This is a genomic window from Psychrobacter sp. Marseille-P5312 (genome assembly GCF_900291405.1).
Classification (GTDB): Bacteria; Pseudomonadota; Gammaproteobacteria; order Pseudomonadales; family Moraxellaceae; genus Psychrobacter; species Psychrobacter celer.
The window spans coordinates 2,627,505-2,647,728 of sequence record NZ_OLML01000001.1; the positions used below are offsets into that span (position 1 = coordinate 2,627,505).

Sequence of the window (20,224 nt, forward strand, 5' to 3'; positions counted from 1 at the left end):
TAAGTTTACAGTTATTCACCGAAAGCAAAACATCCTTATTTTTCACTTTTACGCTTATCCAAGCACTACCGCAGTAGACAAGGAAGCTTATTATGACGACTTGTATCACGGGCACCGGCCTATACGTTCCTCCTTATAGCATCAGCAATGAAGAGCTGGTGGCTTCATTTAACCAGTATGTCGAAAACTACAACAACGAGCATGCCGACGAGATCGCAGCAGAGACTGTGACCGCACTGCAGCCTTCATCAGCTGCATTTATCGAAAAAGTATCTGGCATCAAATCACGCTATGTCATGGAAAAAGATGGCATCCTTGACCCTGAGATCATGGCGCCCGTTATCCCTTATCGTAAGCTTGGCGAAGAGCTATCAGTCATGGCTGAGATGGGCGCCGCCGCACTAAAAGACGCTTTAGCGGATGCAGGGCTGGAGGCTAACGACTTGGACGGTATCATTCTTGCTTGTTCAAACTTTCAACGTACGTATCCGGCAGTCGCCATTGAGATTCAGAACGAAATCGGCATGGTAGGCGGTTTTGCTTATGATATGAACGTTGCTTGTAGTGCCGCGACGTTTGGGTTATCGCAAGCCCACGGCTCTATCATCTCAGGTCTGGCCAAACGCGTAGCTGTGGTCAACGTCGAGATTACCTCAGCGCATTTAAACTGGCGCAACCGTGATAGTCATTTTATCTTTGGTGATGTGGCGACGGCTTCTATCGTCGAAGAGCTAGAGACGCCTAAAGGTTATGAGATTATCAACTCAAAACTGTTTACTCAGTTTTCAACCAACATCAAAAACGAATACGGTTTTATGGATCGCTCCGAGTTTTTGGCGGCGCAGACTGAGATGTATCCTGATATCAAAGAGCCGGTCACGGATAAGCTGTTTTTACAAAACGGTCGCAAAGTGTTCCGTGAGGTCTGTCCAAAGGTATCAGAGATTATCACTGAGCACCTGCATGACAACGAGCTACAAGCAAGCGACATTAAGATGATGTGGCTGCACCAAGCAAATGCCAATATGCTAGATCTTATCTTGCGCACGGTCGTGGGGCGAGATGCGGACAAAGCCATCGTGCCAAGCGTCATCGATGAGTTTGCCAATACCAGCTCAGCCAGTCCGATGATTGTCTTCCATCGCTACAAAGACAAGCTGGCATCAGGTGATTTGGGTGTGATTTGCTCATTTGGCGCAGGTTACTCGATCGGCTCGGTGCTGGTGCGCAAGGTATAAACGACAGCGATACCGCTAGCACGGCGGCTAATAGTTACCGTTACCTGTTGTTCACTACCGACAACAACAAATAGCTAAGAGCAATCTTGGCTATTTTTTTATGTCAGTAGGATATGGTATCAAGCTATTGATTTCTATCACTTCTGCTCGGCCGCACAGGCGGTAATTTATGAGTATAATAGGCAGATTGCTGACAGGTTTTAATTTAAACGGAAAAATTTGCTATAATCACTCTCTTATTCCCCTCATTTGATTAAAAGTCCTTTTATGAAAGAATCCTTACGCCTGCGTTTAGACCAGATGGTAGACCGTTATGAAGAGGTCACCGCCTTATTATCCGATCCTAGTGTCATCAGTGACAATAATAAATTTCGTGAGCTGTCTGTTGAGCATAGTGACTTGATGGACATCACCACGTTATGGCAGAACTATGGGCGTGCAGAAACCGATCAAGCAGATGCTGAGGCGATGCTGGCTGACGCCACTGATCCTGACATGAAAGAGATGCTGATCGATGAGATCGACAGTGCTCGTGAAACCATCGCTGAGATGGAAGAAGCGCTCAACGTCATGATGCTGCCCAAAGACCCGAATGATAAGGTACCAGCGTTTTTGGAGATTCGCGCTGGGACGGGCGGCGATGAAGCGGCGATTTTCTCTGGTGACTTGTTCCGTATGTACCAAAAGTATGCACAAAACCAAGGCTGGACTGTTGAGGTGCTATCGGCAAATGAGGGCGAACACGGCGGCTACAAAGAAATCATCACCCGTGTCTCAGGCACCGGCGTCTATGGACGCCTAAAGTTTGAGTCAGGCGCGCATCGTGTCCAGCGTGTACCAGAAACAGAAAGTCAAGGCCGTGTCCACACCTCCGCGTGTACGGTGGCTGTCATGCCAGAAGTTGAGATTGATGATACAGTAGAGCTCAATCCTGCTGATATCAAGATGGATACGTATCGCTCAAGTGGCGCAGGTGGTCAGCACGTCAACACCACCGACTCAGCGGTGCGCTTGACGCACATACCGACAGGCGTGGTGGCAGAGTGTCAGCAAGAGCGTAGCCAGCACAAAAACCGCGCAAAAGCGATGCAAATGCTGATATCACGCATTCAGCAGGCCAAAGTACAAGCGCAGGTCGATACCGCAGATGAGATGCGTCGTGACCTCGTCGGTAGCGGCGATCGTAGTGAGCGTATCCGCACCTATAACTTCCCGCAAGGGCGTATGACCGACCACCGCATCAACCTAACTCTCTATAAGCTCGATTCAATCATGGAAGGCGATTTAGATGAGCTGCTTGATGCGCTACTGCGTGAGCACCAAGCAGACTTGATGGCCAGTATCGGTGGCGGCGATTAATAGCGGCGCGTCGCAAAGATTGATAAGTACCATCTAAACGGGCAGTATTCTTAGCTGCTCTACTATTATTTTTATGTTTTTTATTTCATTACCTAATCATTTTGAGAAGTATTATGTCAAAGCACAATAATCAAAACCAAGAGCAAGCGCCCACATTAGAAGAATCCAATGAGCTGATTGCCCAACTGCAAGCCAAGCTAGACGCTATCACAGAGTCGGGCAAGCCGGCGTATCCAAACACCTTTAAACGCACAGATTACGCCAAAGATTTGCAAACCGCCTTTGAAGGTATCTCAAAACAAGAAATCGAAGACAACGTCGCAAAAGGCGAAAAAACTCAGGTCAACGTGGCAGGACGCGTCATGTTGAACCGCGGCGCGTTTATTGTCATTCAAGATATGACGGGTCGTATTCAGCTATATGTCGCTCGTAAAGAGTTGGATCCAGAAACACTTGCCACCATCAAATCATTGGATTTGGGTGATATCGTTGGGGTGTCAGGCTATATCGGACGCTCGGGTAAAGGCGACTTATACGTTCATATCGAAGAGTTCACGTTATTGACCAAGTCACTACGCCCGATGCCAAACAAATTCCATGGCCTCGCCGATGTAGAGGCCCGCTATCGCAATCGCCATCTTGACTTAATGACCAATGAGACCACACGCGATACCTTTATGGTTCGCAGTCAAGTGATCAGTGGTATTCGCAAGTTTATGCTGGGTGAGCGTTTTATGGAAGTAGAAACGCCGATGATGCATCCCATTCCAGGTGGCGCAGTGGCGCGTCCATTTGTGACCCATCATAACGCGCTAGATATGCCGTTATATTTACGCATTGCTCCTGAGCTTTATCTAAAGCGCTTAGTGGTCGGTGGTTTTGAGAAAGTGTTTGAGATCAACCGCAGCTTCCGTAATGAAGGGGTATCGACCCGTCATAACCCTGAATTCACCATGATTGAGTTTTATCAAGCCTATGCTGATTATCATGATTTGATGGATTTGACCGAGCGTTTATTTAACGAATTGGCAATGGATATCTTGGGTACCACAGAGCTTACTTATCAAGGAGAAGCCATCAGCCTAAAAGCGCCATTTGTGCGTCTGTCTATGTCTGATGCGATTGCCAAATACGCCGAAAACTTCGACATGTCACGCATCAATGATCGTGACTATCTGGCAGAGTATGTATCAACAACGCTCAAGCAACCAGTAAAAGACGTGTTTGGTGTGGGTAAACTACAAACCATTATCTTTGAAGAAACGGCCGAGCATCAGCTGCGCCAGCCAACCTTTATCACTGAGTACCCAGCTGAGACTTCACCGCTGGCGCGCCGCAGCGATGACAATCCAGAAATCACCGATCGCTTTGAGCTGTTCATCGGTGGCCGCGAATTGGCCAATGGCTTTAGTGAGCTTAACGACCCAGCAGACCAAGCAGAGCGTTTTCACGGTCAGGTCGCCGAAAAAGACGCAGGCGACGACGAAGCCATGCATTTCGATGAAGAATACATCGAAGCCTTGTCTTATGGTTTGCCACCGACTGCCGGTGAGGGTATCGGTATCGACCGTTTGGTGATGCTGTTTACAGATTCGGCGAGTATTCGTGATGTGATCTTGTTTCCGCACATGCGTCGCAAGCTAGAAAGCTAGAAAGCTAGAAAGCTTAATATATGCTGTGCGCTTAGCGGCCAAAAAACAAGCGAAAAGGGCTTTGCTTGCCATCAATCTGTGCTGAGACTAAACTAAACATAAGCAGGTTTTTCTGCTTTTGTAAGTTTTTCTACTTTTGAGGAATAGGCTCAGAATTTTAGAGCGCACATTTATAGGGATATTATGGATACTCAGCAAGCTGCCTCTTCAATTTGGCGACAGATGGTTCAGCAAAGCTTTTTGTCGCTGTATGAAACTGCAAACGATGACTCACCTACCTCTGATCAGTTTCAGGGGTATGATTTTGTCTTCGAGTTCTCTGACGCGCGTATTTATCTGCTGGTCAATGATGTCATGAGGCAAGCAAGTCAGCATGACATTGATAGCAGCCAAGTTCGCGAATGGCGAAAAGAAGTCGTCAATCAGCTGATCAAGCGTCATGCAGCGCTTTATCAAAAAAACGATAAATCTCTGACAAATAGCGATGTGCAGAGGGATAAAGAAGTGTACTTCATCGGTCTGACGTCGCTTGCAGTCCAGCACCATGCTGACCGTGCAGAGGCACAGACTTATGCTATTGGCTATGAGTATGGCAGTCAGTTTTTTGCTGAAGACTGCGTGCTAGATTTGGATGATGAGCAAAGCGTCCTGCAGGTTTTTAGTTATCAAAACTTTATCGATATCTTGCGGCAACTGGTGACGCCAAGTGATTTGACCGCCTTTTTAGACTTTCATCGTCGTCAGTTGACGAGTTTTGAATCCTTTCAAGATGAGTCAACGCTGCTGGCGGAGTTTTTGCAGTCGCCAGATTTTCATCAAAGAGCCGTCGCTGTACAAGAGCAATTGGTCAAGTATGAGCTGATTGACCAGATTGAGCCGCGCTTACTTAAGGCCACAGAGCCTGGGCAGATGGCTTTTGCGGCGGCTCTAATGGCAGAGATCCAAAAAAACACAGGCATGTGGTATAAGCTGTTTAATGATCTGATCAAAGATGCTTATGAGGCGCAGCGCCCGCTACCAAAAGCACAGGTCGATACATTAGTTGATGAATCGATGTATACTTATGCGTGTTTGATAGAAAAAATCCTCGCTTATAGAACCATGGATCAAGACTCACGCTGGAATGGCTATGTCCGCCACGAGCACTCTTATAGGACGTTTGGTCGTCATTATCTGATGGTGTTTTATGCCCAAGATCCTCATGGTTCGCTAAGCGCCGAGCAGGTGCGCGGTGTACATCAAGATCTGTTGGCGGAGCTCAATGCACAAATGCAAGCGCCTGTGATGGAAGATTTGTTTTTGATCGGTGTCGAGTTTAGACCCTGCGAGGACAGCGTAAACACTGAGGTACATTTGGATGCGTTTTATCAAAGTGGTGCGCTCATCGATGCAAACACTAAGCGCTTATACCAGCAGCTGGCACAGCTAAAAGCCCAGTTATAAATCAGGCGGGCTGTTGATCGCTGGGCGGATGCGCTATTTATCTTTGTATTATTCAAATTGGCATTTATTATGACGCAGCAATATCAAGTTTTAGCTCGCAAATATCGCCCAAAAAACTTTCATGAGTTGATTGGACAAACGCACGTCTCGCAAGCATTGATTAATGCGATAGATTATAATCGTCTGCATCACGCCTATCTGTTTACAGGGACGCGCGGGGTGGGTAAGACGACGATTGCGCGTATCTTATCAAAATGTTTGAACTGCGAGACGGGTGTGACGAGCACGCCTTGCGGTGTGTGTGATAACTGTGTGTCCATCGATCAGGGACGTTTTATTGACCTGATTGAGATTGATGCGGCCTCTCGTACCAAAGTCGAAGACACCCGTGAGCTATTGGACAATGTGCCTTATGCGCCAAGCCAAGGGCGCTACAAAGTGTACTTGATTGATGAAGTGCACATGCTATCGACCCATAGTTTTAATGCCTTATTAAAAACACTAGAAGAGCCGCCCGAGCACGTCAAGTTTTTGCTGGCGACCACTGATCCACAAAAACTACCGATCACTATCATCTCACGCTGCTTGCAGTTTGTACTGCGTCCCTTGCCGCAGACGCTACTTAGTGAGCATTTAGCAAATATCTTGACCAAAGAAGATGTGGCTTATACCCAGCCTGCACTTTGGCAATTGGCCAGTGCTGCCAAAGGCTCGGTGCGCGATGCTTTGTCACTGACCGATCAGGCCATCGCTTTTGGTCAAGGTGGGCTTGACGATGCGACTGTTAATGCCATGCTTGGGTTAATTGATTCAGCTGACTTGGTTCGTCTTATCACCGATATCTATAACCATGATAAGCCTGCTGTCGCCGCCCACATTGAGCAGATGCGCACGCAGATGGTCGATGCAACCAGCATGTTTGATGGGCTCGCTGAGCTGTTGCATCAATTGGCTTTGACACAGTTGTTGCCTCAAGTGGCGCTCAACGTTAATGAAGTACAAGCGCAAAATATTCATACCCTAGCGCAGCATATCAGCCCTGATGTGCTGCAGCTGTATTATGAAATCGTTGTGCAAGCGCGTGAAGGGGTCAAGCTTGCCAGTACGCCCATGCAGGCGCTTGAGATGTGTCTACTGCGTCTACTGGCGTTTCGTCCGCTCGCAGCTGATGAGGTACTGACAGAAACCCCTCCTACGCTGCCGCAGCCGCCTAGTGAGGTGAAAGATTCACCGACAGCTTCTACGGCTGAGTATAATGTTTCAGCAGTACCGCTACCAGATGACGATGTAGATTATCAACATGATCTTAATCAGCAATTGCCGTCAGCTGCTTATGATCCTGAACCGATTGCAGAGCCTGAACCGATTGCAGAGCCTGAACCAATTGTAGAGCCTGAACCAATTGCAGAGCCTGAACCAATTGCAGAGCCTGAACCAATTGCAGAGCCTGAACCAATTGCAGAGCCTGAACCAATTGCAGAGCCTGAACCGATTGCAGAGCCTGAACCAATTGTAGAGCCTGAACCAATTGTAGAGCCTGAACCAATTGCAGAGCCTGAACCAATTGCAGAGCCTGAACCAATTGCAGAGCCTGAACCAATTGCAGAGCCTGAACCAATTGCAGAGCCTGAACCAATTGCAGAGCCTGACGGAAATAATTCTCAATTGACTATGACGGCGGATGATCCTCGCACGTTATTGCGTTGTCCACCACAGGAGCTGACTGGCGAGTGGACGCCAGACAAATGGGATTATTGGCTACAGACCGCTCGCGAGGCTGAGAGCTTGGCGCAAGACGAGCTAGCATTGGCGCGTCAGGGCATGATGACTGGGCTGTGTAATGGCAAATCGACCTTTGTGACCAGTGTGGACAGCCGCCATTTACAAGCCACCTTTCAACACTTAGCGGCAAAACTGCAGCAGCAGTTTGAGCAAGCCGAGATCGACCTAAAAATCGACAGCAGTGTCATTCAGTCTGAAGACAAAACCCCAGAGCGCCGTCAACAAAAGCGTATGATGCAAGCAAAGTCACTGGCAGAAACCAAATTGCTTAACACCCCTGTGATGCAGTACCTACTCGAGCGCGGCGAAGGTAAAATGGGTAAGGTTCAGCTATACTAAACAGTCAAATTTTTTTATATTAAAATCGATTAACAGTCTATATGGCTACTAAACACAATTGCTATCCAAAAATATCAAGGTGATGATTGCTATCGCCTTGATATTTTTGTTTTTATTAAGGGTGATGCGTCATTTTAGATAAAAAAGGATGGTATTTAATCACTGTAAGGCACATTAAAATTCGTTATAATAGTTAAGTTATATTAAAAAACCAAATGCAGGTTAGGTGAGAATATGTTGGATAATTTACGCGGTATGGCTGTGTTCGCCAGTGTGGTTGAACATGGCTCCTTTAGTGGCTCAGCCCGTGAGCTTGGTATTACAACCAGTGCAGTCAGTCAGCAAATCCGCTCATTAGAAAACGAGCTGGGTGTGGTGTTATTGCACCGATCTACTCGAAAGCTTAGCTTAACGGAGGCAGGCGAGAGTTTTTATGAAGCGGCAAAAGATGTGGTCAGCGCGGCCGAGCAAGGGCGCATCAAAGTCAATCAATTGCGAGATGAGCTTGCTGGTAGCTTGCGAGTGGCGACCACCCCTGAGCTGGGCGTCAATCATATTTTGCCGGCGCTCTCGACGTGGATGGCCGCCCACGATGACTTGAGCATTACTTATTTGGCAGACAACCATTATATCGACATGATCGACGAGCGCATTGATATTGCGGTTCGTATGAGTCCAACCATCAATGACTCGAGCCTGAGTAGCCATCCATTGACTGATGTACGCCAGTTGTTGGTTGCCTCACCGCAGTATTTGCGTCAGCATGCCAAAATACAAAGCCCAAAAGACCTCAATGATCACCAGCTGATCTGTATCGAAATCATGAAAGACGCCAATCAAATTGATCTGGTTCAGACAGAAACGGGCAAAAAAACCCGCATAAAAATGAACTCTCGTATCTATACCAATAACGTCTTTATGGCGACGACATTGGCCAAAGAAGGCCACGGTCTGGTGCGAATGCTGGAGATGGATGTTAAAAAAGAGCTAGAGAGCGGCGAGTTGGTAGAGGTGTTGACCGGTTATCAGCTGCCAAGCTTTGTGCTATATGCCGTTACTTTAAATCGCGAACAGCAGCCTGCAAAAATAACCCGTTGCCTTGAAGTATTAAAGAAGTATTTTCATGCCAACTAAATAAAGCGCGATGCATCATCAGTGCGATGATGGCTTTAGCATAAAAAAGAGTCTATAGGTTTCGATTATCTATAGGCTCTTTTTTACATGTCACAGTCAATTACTTTAGAGTGTGTCCTCATTTTAAAAATGCCGATAAAAATGAGATAAATCGCCGTCAAACAAGGAAAATAGAGCAGTTAATATCGAGATATTAGTCAGCTATTTGACACCGTTTGGCCAGATTTAGCCCATTTAGATGGCTATCGATTGAATTGAGGACACGCCCTAGTAATCAATAATCACTGCTGGTCTGAGACCGTGTTTTATCGCTTTACCATGAGGTCTTTAATAGCTCAATCAAACGATCAGCGACCTGTGCACTCTCATCACGTCTCATGTTTAGTGGCGGCAATAAGCGTATCACGTGGCCACCGGTGACGTTGATGATAAGCTTTTGCTCATCGCGTGCACGATCCACCAGCTGAGTACAGTCCATGTCCTCAGGTAACACGACACCGATCATCATACCTGCGCCGCGCGCACTGACGCCATACTGTCCTAGTGCATCGACTAGAGTCTCACGGATGAATTGCCCTTCGGTGACGGCATTATTCATGATGTCAGTATTGGCGAGTACATCATAAACACTATGCACCACACGACTTGCCAGCGGCGTACCGCCATAAGTTGAGCCATGGCTGCCCGCGCCAAACAGCCCATTGGCACGGCCACGTACCATACAAGCACCTACAGGAAAGCCATTTCCCAAGCCTTTTGCCGTTGTCAAAACATCAGGGCGGGCATTGCTGTGCTGATAAGCGAAGTATTTGCCAGTACGGCCATTACCGGTTTGTACTTCATCGAGCATAAACAGCCAGTTGTGAGCGTCACATTCAGCCTGTAGTGCTTCTAAATAACCAAAGCCATTTGCGGCGGTATTTAGACCACCTTCTCCTTGAATAGGCTCTACCAAGATAGCGCAAATCTCATCGTGTTTTTGCGCGGCTTGTTTGATGGCTTCAATATCGCCGAAGGGCACACGGATAAAATCCTCATCTAAAGTGTAAAATCCTTCGCGAGCTTTTGGGTTGGCGGTGGCTGACAACGATAGTAATGTGCGGCCATGAAACGACTGTTCCATGACGATGACTTTTGGACGGGCAAAACCTTGCTGGTTGGCGTATAAGCGTGCAAGCTTTAAAGCGGCTTCGTTTGCTTCAGCACCGCTATTGGCAAAAAACACACTGTCCATCTGCGCGGCGGTGCATAGCGCTTCTCCAGCGCGCTCTTGCCAATCGATACCAAATAAGTTGCTGGTATGAACCAAAGTCGCGGCTTGCTGCTGAATGGCGTCTGTCACTTGTGGATGGCAGTGCCCTAGGCCACAAACGGCAATGCCCGTTAGCGCATCTAAATACGGGGTATCGTCTTTGGTATACAGCCAACTGCCTGAACCACGAGTAAAGCTGATTGGTTGACGGTTATAAGTGGGCATCAGGTAAGTTGCAGACATAGTAAACATCCTTAAGATGATAAGTGAGTAAAAAAGCAAGTGTTAGAGTTCGTCAGAAAAAGGCGTGGTTTCTGCAGGTAAGGTGTATTCTTCGTTTGCCCAAGCGCCTAGGTCGATCAGTTTGCATCGACTGCTACAAAATGGCTTGTACTTATTGTCTTGCCAAGCGGTCTGCGTGCCGCAGCGGGGGCAAGGATAAGTCTTGGGAGGCGCACTTGGATTACTTGAATTGGCTGGGTTGGAGGTTGATTGGGTCATAGTCGGTATACATGCATCCTTAAATTTATGATTATCAGCTTGGCAAGCGTATGGATCAGTCATCAGCTGATTGAGGCCAATCTAATGCTACCAACATGCGCCCTCAGTCTGCCGAGTAAACAACAAATAGTAAAAAACGTCTAAATATTTGCCAGACCAAATAGCATGAAGGTATCAGTGCTATTTGTTTGATGGTTATCTATCTCAGTTCTATCGATTTTTTGATAAGAAGACATTCCCAAAACAGGGAGGTGGGAAGCATGACTTGCCAGCGTTATATTACTATTGCCGCGGATTGACTATATAATAGCATGTGGCCGAATAATGGCAAAAGACAAATGCTTTAAGGATAGTAGATGACCGAACATATCGAGCTTACGCATCGACAGCAGCGTGCCTTTCAACCAAACAAGCTCTCAGCACCGCGCAGCTTTTGTATTCCTCCAATCATACAACAAACGACAACCCCTGTGCCCTTACTCTTAGAGATTGGAGCGGGGAAGGGCAAGCATGCGCTCAGCTTTGCCGCCGAGCACCCAGACCAGCACTTGATTGCCATTGAGCGTACGCGCAACAAATTCGATGCTTTTGCAAAACTGGCCGAGCGCCAAGCGCTGCCGAACCTAGATGCGATACATGCTGATGCGATCGCCTGGATTGTCCATGCGATAGAGCCGAATAGTATCGCTAAGATCTTTATTCTGTACCCCAATCCTGAGCAGCATAACCCCAATCAGCAGTGGTTAAACATGCCGTTTTTTGAGTTTTTATTATCACGTTTGCAGGTAGGTGGAGAGATCATATTGGCCACCAATATTGAGAGCTATATGGATAATGCTGAGCAGCAGGCGACGAAAGTATGGTGCTTACCCAATGAGCGCTACAAGGTACCACAAGATAGCCAGCGTACCCACTTCGAAGTGAAGTATCTGGCACGCGGTGAGATATGCTGGGAGCTCTGTATGCGTAAACCTGCCGGCTACAATACCAGATTTGATCAATGGCAAGCGAATCTAAGTACTCATAAAAGTTAAGAATAGCCTAAGTAAAAATAGAGAGCAAAGCTTGCATAAACCTACAAGGCTAAATAAACTATATAAAATAGCCTAAGCAAAAAAAATTAAACAAAATAAAACCGCCTCTAAAAGAAGGCGGTCAAAAAATAACGCATAAACTTAAGCAAAAAATCGCTAAAATTATAAATAAGGCTTTACCAATTTATCAGAATCAGTATAAGCATCTAATACTGTCAAAAATGTATAGGCACCAATAAACTTACGACTGATAAACATAAACTCTTTTGGCGGTAAATTAAATTCAAAAGACTGCATAGCACGGCTAGCCTTTGATGAGAGGCGAGAATGCAGCTTACTATTTGCCCAGATATAGCGGTTGTCAGCATCTAGACATTCCGCTGGAATATCAGGGTTAGTCGCAGGATTGCTAAAGGGTTCGGTGGCCAATAAGAATAGGGCAGCAATATCAGATTTGACCTTTTGACTCATACTATCAAAGAAGTCATAACCTGTCATGGCTCGCATCATAGCCTGATGATCATGGTGATAGCCAGCTTTTAGTAAACCATGGGCGATGGTCAAAAGATGGTTGTCAAACTGACGTATCGCGCCAAAATCTAATAACACCAATTTGTCGATATCGTCTTCGTTTTCACTGACGCGTACCAGATAGTTGCCAAAGTTAGGATCTGTCTGCATCTCGCCCCAAACAAAAACCTCTTTCATCATAATTTCGATAGCGGCTTGACCAATGGCGTTACGGCGCTGATGCGACAACTGTTGCAGCGATGTAGAAACCACTGTGATACCTGGCTCATAGGACATGCACAGCAGACGTTTTTTAGAATACGTGCGATTGATTTTGGGTACGATATAACGTGTATCATCTTTTAGACGCTCATAAAAACGCTCTGTCGTGGCCGCTTCTGCTTCGTAATCTACCTCATGATGGAGTAGGTCGCGTATCTCCTCAAACCAAGCATCAAGCGCTCGCGTTTGCGGCACGATGTTACTAACCTTTAATAACTGTTTAAACAAAGCCAAGTCTGAGTTGATGGCATCGGCGACACCTGGATACTGGACTTTTAGCACGACTTGCTCACCTGTGGCAATAACGGTGGCACGATGTACTTGAGCCAAAGACGCTGTACCGATAGGGGTGGGATCAATCGTCAGCTCGCTTATTTTATCGCCCAACAATGTATGAAGCGTTTGCTCAATCGTTGGCCATGATAGCGTGGCGGTATCATCATTGAGCGTTTGCAGCGCACGCGTAATCTCGGGAGGCAGTATGTGCTCACCATATATTGCGAGCATCTGACCGATTTTGACCACGGAGCCTTTTAGTTTGCCAAGCTCGGTAGCAAGATAGTTTGCTTGTGTCTCCATAAAGGCTTGGTTGCGTGCGGTGCGTGCTTCTTTATTTAAAAACATACCAGACACGCTGTTGCCCGCCCAACGACGCCCAATATTTAAGGAGGTTTTGGCAATCGACATCCGTCGCTCAAACCCTGAGGTTTTTAGGTTATCGATAGAGTGCTTGGTACTAGAGGGTTTAGACGTATCGTGTGCCATAAATATAATCATTCATCCGGTTGCTATTGATTTGTGGGCATAAAACCTACAATACAAGGGACATGCGATGGTCGGTACAAAATTGTATCATAGAAACCGCCTTGGGTTGATGAAGCGATGCGCTCTGATAGCAGTTACTTTGTAAGCTCAGTGCATGAAGCTAGTCATCACAGATGCAACATAAAGAAAATCAGATCTAGCATGACACTAGATCTGATCAGAGTTACGATAATAAGCCAAAACAGTAAATAGGGTAGGCTAAAGTTGGCCCGTATTTATCACCATTTTATGAGCGGCTGTTTTCGCGAGCGATAGCATGATGACCAATATCACGGCGATACTGCGCCCCATCAAAACTAATCGCACCAGTCACTGCCAACGCCGCTTGTTGCGCGTCCGAAATGCTATCTGCCAAGGCAGTCACGCATAGGACGCGGCCACCGTTGGTCACGACTTCTTTTTGATGATTGGCGTTTTGATCTTGCACCTCTGCGTCAGAAAACGCGGTGCCAGCATGGAAGACTTTGACTGAGTTGGCATTGTCGGTATCAAGCTTTGGCAAGCCTGCAATGACATCGCCTTTCGATGAGCTTTCAGGATAGCCTTTAGAGGCAATGACGATACCAAGGGCAGGGCGCGCGTCCCATTTGGCAGCACTCGGCAGCTGACCTGCCAGCCCTTGCGCGACCAAGTCGACCATTGATGACTGCAAGCGCATCAAGATTGGCTGAGTTTCTGGATCACCAAAACGGCAGTTGAACTCGATAACATAAGGGTCGCCTGATTTATCAATCATCAGACCTGCATATAAAAATCCGGTATAAGGATGACCTGCAGCTTTCATGGCATCAACCACAGGCTGAATCACTTTTGCCATCACTTTATCATGCACCGCTTGGGTGACGACGGGGGCAGGAGAATATGCGCCCATGCCACCAGTGTTGAGGCCTGTGTCACCTTCATAGGCGCGTTTGTGATCTTGGCTAGTCGCCATAGGCAAGATGTTGTCACCATCAATCATACAAATAAAGCTGGCTTCTTCGCCCTGCAAAAACTGCTCAATGACCACGCGGCTGCCAGCATCGCCAAACTTGTTGCCTGCCAGCATATCATCGATGGCTTCGTAGGCTTGTTCGATCGTCTCTGCTACGATAACGCCTTTGCCTGCGGCCAGACCGTCTGCTTTGATGACAATCGGCGCGCCTTGCTCATCGATATAAGCTTTGGCAGCAGCGGCATCGGTAAAGCCTTGATAAGCGGCAGTTGGGATGTTGTTTTGCGCCATAAATTCTTTGGCAAAGGTTTTTGAGCCTTCTAGCTGCGCGCAATATGCCGTCGGCCCCCACGCTTTGATACCAGCATCGCGGCAAGCATCGACGATGCCTGAGACCAGCGGTGCCTCGGGCCCAACGATGACCATATCGATGGCGTTGGCTTGACAAAACTCAATCACACCGCTGTGCTCGCCATCGGTGTCATTTAATATGACATTTTGGCATTTAGGCTCTAGAGCAGTACCTGCATTACCTGGTGCGATATAGACATTTTTGACAGTGTCGTCTTTTGCACATTGCCATGCCAGCGCATGCTCGCGGCCACCTGAACCAATCACCAAAATATTCATCATACATTTTGCCCTTAGTATTATTACCTTTAGTATTCGCCGTATTCAGCAAGAAATGTGAATCATTGACGCACTGTTAAATATACTGCCGTATTCTAACAAAAAAAGCGCAGCGATTGCCATGAGTATCCGCCCGCCAGCCTATATTGCACCATCTGAGTCCAAAACCACTGACTGTTTCATTAGTAAAGGTTATCGACATCGCGCTGATTCATGAAATGATGTTGTACGCTTTAGCTGATGCCTGAGGTGCGTTAAACTGCCATAGATTAACGGTGTTAAGTCTGACCGGCTATATGTCTTTTAACAGATACATCAAAAAGAGAAAATCCACACAAATCAGATATAAAAAACGATAGCGTTATGGACAGCAAAATAGCACAGATTAATAAACTAAAATAAATATCAGTATGTTAAATATATAAAAAAGGACAAAGGACATGCCAAACTCTCTGAATATCGCCGAAGAGCGAATCAGCCAGATAAGCGATATCGCCACCAGTTATGTACAAAAGGATAAATCGTCATTCGATCGCTTTATTCATAGCTATTATCAGCCGCTCCATCAAGAGACGGCGAAGGATATCAGCAATGCTGACTTAGCTGGCATGGCACTTCATCACTTTACTTTGCTCAAGGCTTATGATGGCAGCAAGCCGCAATTGTCGGTGCTCAACCCAAAGGCCGAAGAGCAGCATTTTCATAGCTCACATACCGTCATTCAAATCGTCGCCTATGATCGCCCGTTTTTGGTCGATACGATTTTGATGAGTCTAGAGTCCGAAGGTATCGATGTTCATCGCACGTACAACATCATTATCAATGTTGAGCGCGACGCTGAGGGTAATCTCACTCACATTCATAACGCGCATGAAAGCGCCACCTCGCACCTATCGATGATTCATTGCGAAATCGCCTATCAGGACAGTGAAGACTTGGCCGCCCTCCAGCAAATGCTACTAAATAAAATCGACACACTCGATACAGTCGTTGGCGACTGGAAACAAATGCGTGCGCAATTGATGGAAGTCAAAAATGAGCTGGCTTGCAAGCCCTTGCCGGAGGTGTTTTATTCTCAGCAAGAGATTCAGGCGTTTTTAGAATGGATATTGGACGATCATTTTATCTTTTTGGGCTACCGCGAGTATCGTCTGGAGGGCGGGCAAGCCATCGAGGTAGATAGCGTCGATAATAAGGACAACATCAATTCTCATGATAAGCCTGCGGACTTAGATTTGTTTGCGATCGGCAATAGTGGCCTTGGGCTACTGCGCGGCGCGGAGGAAGACAAGCTATCAGAAAGCTTTAGCCAACTGCCCACTGTCCTAAAGCAGCTACTGACCGAGCCGCGCGTCTTGATGCTGTCCAAATCAAGCCGAGTCTCGCCTGTACATCGCCCTGTTTATATGGACTTTTTGGGTATTCATAAGTTCGATGACAGCGGCAAGCTGGTCGGTGAATATCGCTTTATTGGGCTACTGACCTCACAAGCCTATCAGCTTACTGTGCAGCAAATACCGCTACTGCGCGAAAAAGCCAATAAAATCATGGCAATGGCGGATCTACCGCGCGATGGTCACGCCCATCACAAAATGATGCATGTCATCAACACTTTGCCTCGCGATGATCTGTTTCAAGCCAGCGTAGAAGAGCTCTATCCTATCGTCTCTGGCATCAGTCAGCTACAAGACAAAAAAAGCCTGCGTTTATTTAGCCGCGTCGATCATTATCAGCGCTTTGTCTCCTGTTTGGTCTATATCCCGCGCGATAAGTTCAACACTGAGCTGCGTATCAAGGTGCAAAACGTATTAAAAGAAGCTTATGGCGGCACATCATCTGGCTTTACCACGGAATTCAACGAATCGGCCCATGCCCGCGTACACGTCCATGTGCGCACCGTGCCAGGTCAAGTAAAAGAGGTCAATACCGCCGCGCTTGAAGACAAGCTCTCAGCGCTGATGCAATCTTGGAGCGATAATTACCAAAAAATGCTGCTAGATAATGTCGGCGAGCAGCAGGCCAATGCCTTAAACCGCCGTTTTATGAGTCATATCCCAGCTGCGTATCAAGAGCGTTTTGATGCGCGCACTGGTGTGGAGGACATCAAACGCTTGGCGGGCTTGAGTGATGAGCAGCCGATGATTTGGCACCTATACCAATCGACAGGCGACGCTAGTAATCAGCTACACTTAAAGCTCTACGGCCGCGAGCAGCCAGTTATCTTATCAAAAGTATTGCCTATCCTTGAGAACTTTGGGGTGTCGGTGATATCGGCGCAGACATATGAATTTGACTTGCCAGAGCAGCCCATCTGGATGCAAGAGTATGAGCTTATGCTCGAACACGTGGATGCGGTCAATATGCAAGTGGTGCGTGGTCAGTTTGAGGACAGCCTTAAGCAGATTTGGGCAGGGCTGGTCGAGAGTGACTCGTTTAATGAGCTGGTGCTCACGACCAAGCTAGATACCTTTGATGTGGTGGTGCTGCGCGCCTTATCACGCTATATGGTACAAGCTCGTGCGCCGTTCTCTAGTACCTATATTCAGCAAACGGTGGTCAAAAACAGTGATATCAGTGTGGCACTCAGTAGCCTGTTTGATGCGCGCATGAACCCCAAGCATGATGATGAGAATCGTACTAAAAAAACCGCTGAAATCGAAGAGCAGATCTTATCAGCGCTGGCAGATGTCGATAGCCTCGATGAAGACCGTATTTTGCGTTGGTATTTGGATCTCATCAAAGCCATGGTACGTACCAACTTTTATCAAACCGATAGCGAGAGTCAGCGTAAAGATCGCTTGTCGTTTAAGTTTTTGGCAGCCGATATCCCCAATCTGCCCAAACCCAAGCCCATGTTTGAAATATTTGTCTATTCGCCGCGCGTAGAAGCGGTGCATCTGCGCGGCGGTAAAGTGGCACGCGGCGGTCTGCGCTGGTCAGATCGTATGGAAGATTTTCGTACCGAAGTACTCGGCTTGGTCAAAGCGCAGATGGTCAAAAACGCGGTGATCGTTCCTGTCGGCTCCAAAGGTGGTTTTATCGTCAAAACCAAAACCATGGCTGATGGCCGTGATGTCTTCCAAGCAGAAGGGATTGCCTGCTATCAGACATTCCTGCGCGGTATGCTTGATGTCACTGACAATATCGTCGATGGACAGATCGTCCCGCCAGCCAACACCGTGCGTCATGACGAAGATGATCCGTACTTGGTCGTCGCCGCTGACAAAGGCACAGCAAGTTTTTCTGATATTGCAAACAGCTTAGCAAGCGAGTATAACTTTTGGCTCGATGATGCCTTTGCCTCTGGTGGCTCGGTTGGGTATGATCACAAAGCCATGGGTATCACCGCCCGCGGCGGCTGGGAGTCGGTCAAGCGTCACTTCCGTATGCGCGGCATGGATATCCAAAACCGCGATGACTTTACTGTGGTCGGTATCGGTGATATGAGCGGTGATGTATTCGGTAACGGCATGCTCAGATCCACTCATACCAAGCTGGTCGCCGCCTTTAACCATTTGCATATCTTTATCGACCCCAACCCAGACACTGCGACGTCGTTTGCAGAGCGTGAGCGCTTGTTTGAGATGCCGCGCTCGACGTGGGATGATTATGACAAATCGCTTATTAGCCAAGGTGGCGGCGTGTTTTCGCGTACCGATAAGAGCATCCCTATCAGTGCTGAGATGAAAGCGCTGTTTGATATCAGCGAAGATAGCTTGGCACCCAATGAGCTGATCAGCGCATTACTAAAGTCGCCTGTCGATTTAATCTGGAACGGCGGTATCGGTACCTATGTCAAAAGTGAAAACGAGACGCACGCCGATGTCGGCGACCGCGCCAATGATGCTGTTCGGGTCAATGGTGGTGAACTGCGCACGGCGGTCGTCGGTGAGGGCGGCAACTTAGGCTTTACCCAGCAAGGGCGTATCGAGTACGCACAGACGGGCGGGCGCATCTATACCGATGCGATCGACAACTCAGGCGGGGTCAACTGCTCAGACCATGAAGTCAATATCAAAATATTGCTTGGCAAAGTCGTTGAGCAAGGTGATATGACCTTAAAGCAGCGTAATGAGCTGCTAGAGTCCATGACGGATACCGTGGCCGAGCTGGTACTGCGCCAAAACTACCTACAGCCACAGGCGATTGAGCTCAGTCATATCCGTGCAGCCGCCAACTTAAGTGATCATCAGCGGTTTATTCAAATGCTAGAGGGCGAAGGTCGTTTGGACCGCGCTATTGAGTATTTACCATCGGATGAAGAGATTGTTAAACGCCAAAGAGCTGGGGTAGGCCTTACCAATCCTGAGCTGGCAGTCGTCTTAGCGTATGGAAAAATGTGGGTATATGACAACCTGCTATTGTCTGATTTGCCAGATGAGCCATATTTTATCAATGAGCTACGCAAATACTTCCCTGATGAGCTGGCGACGCGTTTCTTTGATGAGATGACCCAGCACCGCTTGCACCGTGAGATCATCAGCACCTACCTGACCAACAGTGTGGTCAACCGGTTGGGTATCGAGGCGCTGTTCCGCCTGTATGAAGAGACGGGGCAGTCACTGGCAACCATCGTGCGCGGTTACGCCATCAGCCGTGATGTCTTTAATATCTCCAAAGCATGGAAAACGCTTGAAGTGTTAGACAATCAAGTGGACGCCACGTTGCTATTAAATCTAGAGCTGCGTCTGCGTGATGCATTAGAGCATGGCGTGGTCTGGTTTATCAATGCCTTTGGTCAGGACTTACAAGTCGCTGATATGATTGGCCGCTTTAGCGACAGTGTGGAAAAACTGACCAAATCTGGCGGGTTTATTGAGCAGCAATTTGCCGAGTATTTGCAAGAAGATGCCACAAGCTTGATGCAAGAAGATTTGGCCGAAAATGATGCGACGATGTTTGCGATGTTGCCATATCACGTGGATGCGCTAGATGCAGCATTGCTCGCTGAGCAATATGATCGCCCTGTCGATGAAATCGCCACATTGTACTTTGAGGCGTATCATGTCTTGCAGCTCGATTGGATGATGGATAATATCGCCACCTTACCACAGCAAGACTATTGGGATCGCCGCGCGCGTCATGCGTTAGTCAATGAGCTGTCACGCAGCTTGCGTATGCTGATGGACGCGATACTCTCAAAACCAGATGCCAAGCAAGCTTTTAGTGAATGGCGCTCGCGTCATCTAGATCAATTGGCAGCGACTGAGGCTGAAATGGATAAGCTTGACGCCATCGATGGTGAGATTGGTTTATCGACATTGTCCGTGCTGATGAGCGAGTTGAGTAGTTTGGTGACAAAATAGGCA

12 protein-coding genes are annotated in these 20,224 nt (G+C 47.5%); 8 read left to right on the forward strand and 4 right to left on the reverse strand.

Features of this window, described 5'->3' with window-relative positions; genetic code table 11:
- Positions 1-92 precede the first annotated feature (92 nt).
- The 6 genes from C6W44_RS11355 (at position 93) to C6W44_RS11380 (ending at position 8,947) form a co-directional block, all read left to right on the forward strand.
- Positions 93-1,238 (forward strand): beta-ketoacyl-ACP synthase III, encoded by a 1,146-nt coding sequence (locus C6W44_RS11355; RefSeq protein ID WP_105245727.1) that lies wholly within the window; start codon positions 93-95, stop codon positions 1,236-1,238.
- 267 nt (positions 1,239-1,505) lie between these two features.
- Positions 1,506-2,597: a peptide chain release factor 1 gene (prfA, locus tag C6W44_RS11360; protein WP_105245729.1), complete on the forward strand. Its 1,092-nt coding sequence runs from the start codon at positions 1,506-1,508 to the stop codon at positions 2,595-2,597.
- 113 nt (positions 2,598-2,710) lie between these two features.
- Entirely contained in the window at positions 2,711-4,249 is a 1,539-nt protein-coding gene (gene lysS / locus C6W44_RS11365) for a lysine--tRNA ligase (RefSeq protein ID WP_105245731.1), read from the forward strand.
- A 183-nt stretch (positions 4,250-4,432) separates the two neighbouring features.
- On the forward strand, positions 4,433-5,692 hold the full coding sequence (locus C6W44_RS11370) for a hypothetical protein (RefSeq protein ID WP_105245733.1): 1,260 nt from the start codon (positions 4,433-4,435) through the stop codon (positions 5,690-5,692).
- A gap of 69 nt (positions 5,693-5,761) precedes the next feature.
- Entirely contained in the window at positions 5,762-7,813 is a 2,052-nt protein-coding gene (gene dnaX, locus C6W44_RS11375) for a DNA polymerase III subunit gamma/tau (protein WP_105245735.1), read from the forward strand.
- Positions 7,814-8,047: 234 nt separating this feature from the next.
- Positions 8,048-8,947, forward strand: coding sequence for a LysR family transcriptional regulator (locus C6W44_RS11380; RefSeq protein WP_105245737.1), 900 nt, complete (start codon positions 8,048-8,050; stop codon positions 8,945-8,947).
- Positions 8,948-9,260: 313 nt separating this feature from the next.
- Here C6W44_RS11380 and C6W44_RS11385 read toward each other — a convergent pair whose 3' ends face one another.
- Together C6W44_RS11385 and C6W44_RS11390 are read right to left on the reverse strand one after the other, a co-directional pair.
- On the reverse strand, positions 9,261-10,442 hold the full coding sequence (locus C6W44_RS11385) for an aspartate aminotransferase family protein (RefSeq protein ID WP_105245739.1): 1,182 nt from the start codon (positions 10,440-10,442) through the stop codon (positions 9,261-9,263).
- A gap of 42 nt (positions 10,443-10,484) precedes the next feature.
- Positions 10,485-10,700 (reverse strand): DNA gyrase inhibitor YacG, encoded by a 216-nt coding sequence (locus C6W44_RS11390; protein WP_105245741.1) that lies wholly within the window; start codon positions 10,698-10,700, stop codon positions 10,485-10,487.
- Positions 10,701-11,056: 356 nt separating this feature from the next.
- On the opposite strand from C6W44_RS11390, the gene C6W44_RS11395 reads away from it, so the two are divergent.
- Complete coding sequence (locus tag C6W44_RS11395) at positions 11,057-11,734, forward strand: DUF938 domain-containing protein (RefSeq protein ID WP_105245743.1); 678 nt, start codon at positions 11,057-11,059, stop codon at positions 11,732-11,734.
- Between the two features lie 162 nt (positions 11,735-11,896).
- On the opposite strand, the gene C6W44_RS11400 is transcribed toward C6W44_RS11395, so the two are convergent.
- Together C6W44_RS11400 and purD are read right to left on the reverse strand one after the other, a co-directional pair.
- Positions 11,897-13,291, reverse strand: coding sequence for an ABC1 kinase family protein (locus C6W44_RS11400; protein ID WP_105245745.1), 1,395 nt, complete (start codon positions 13,289-13,291; stop codon positions 11,897-11,899).
- 286 nt (positions 13,292-13,577) lie between these two features.
- Entirely contained in the window at positions 13,578-14,915 is a 1,338-nt protein-coding gene (purD, locus tag C6W44_RS11405; protein WP_105246664.1) for a phosphoribosylamine--glycine ligase, read from the reverse strand.
- 440 nt (positions 14,916-15,355) lie between these two features.
- Between purD and C6W44_RS11410 the strand changes: the two genes are divergently transcribed.
- A complete protein-coding gene (locus C6W44_RS11410; RefSeq protein WP_105245747.1) occupies positions 15,356-20,221 on the forward strand; it encodes an NAD-glutamate dehydrogenase in 4,866 nt (1,621 codons plus the stop codon).
- Positions 20,222-20,224: the final 3 nt, after the last annotated feature.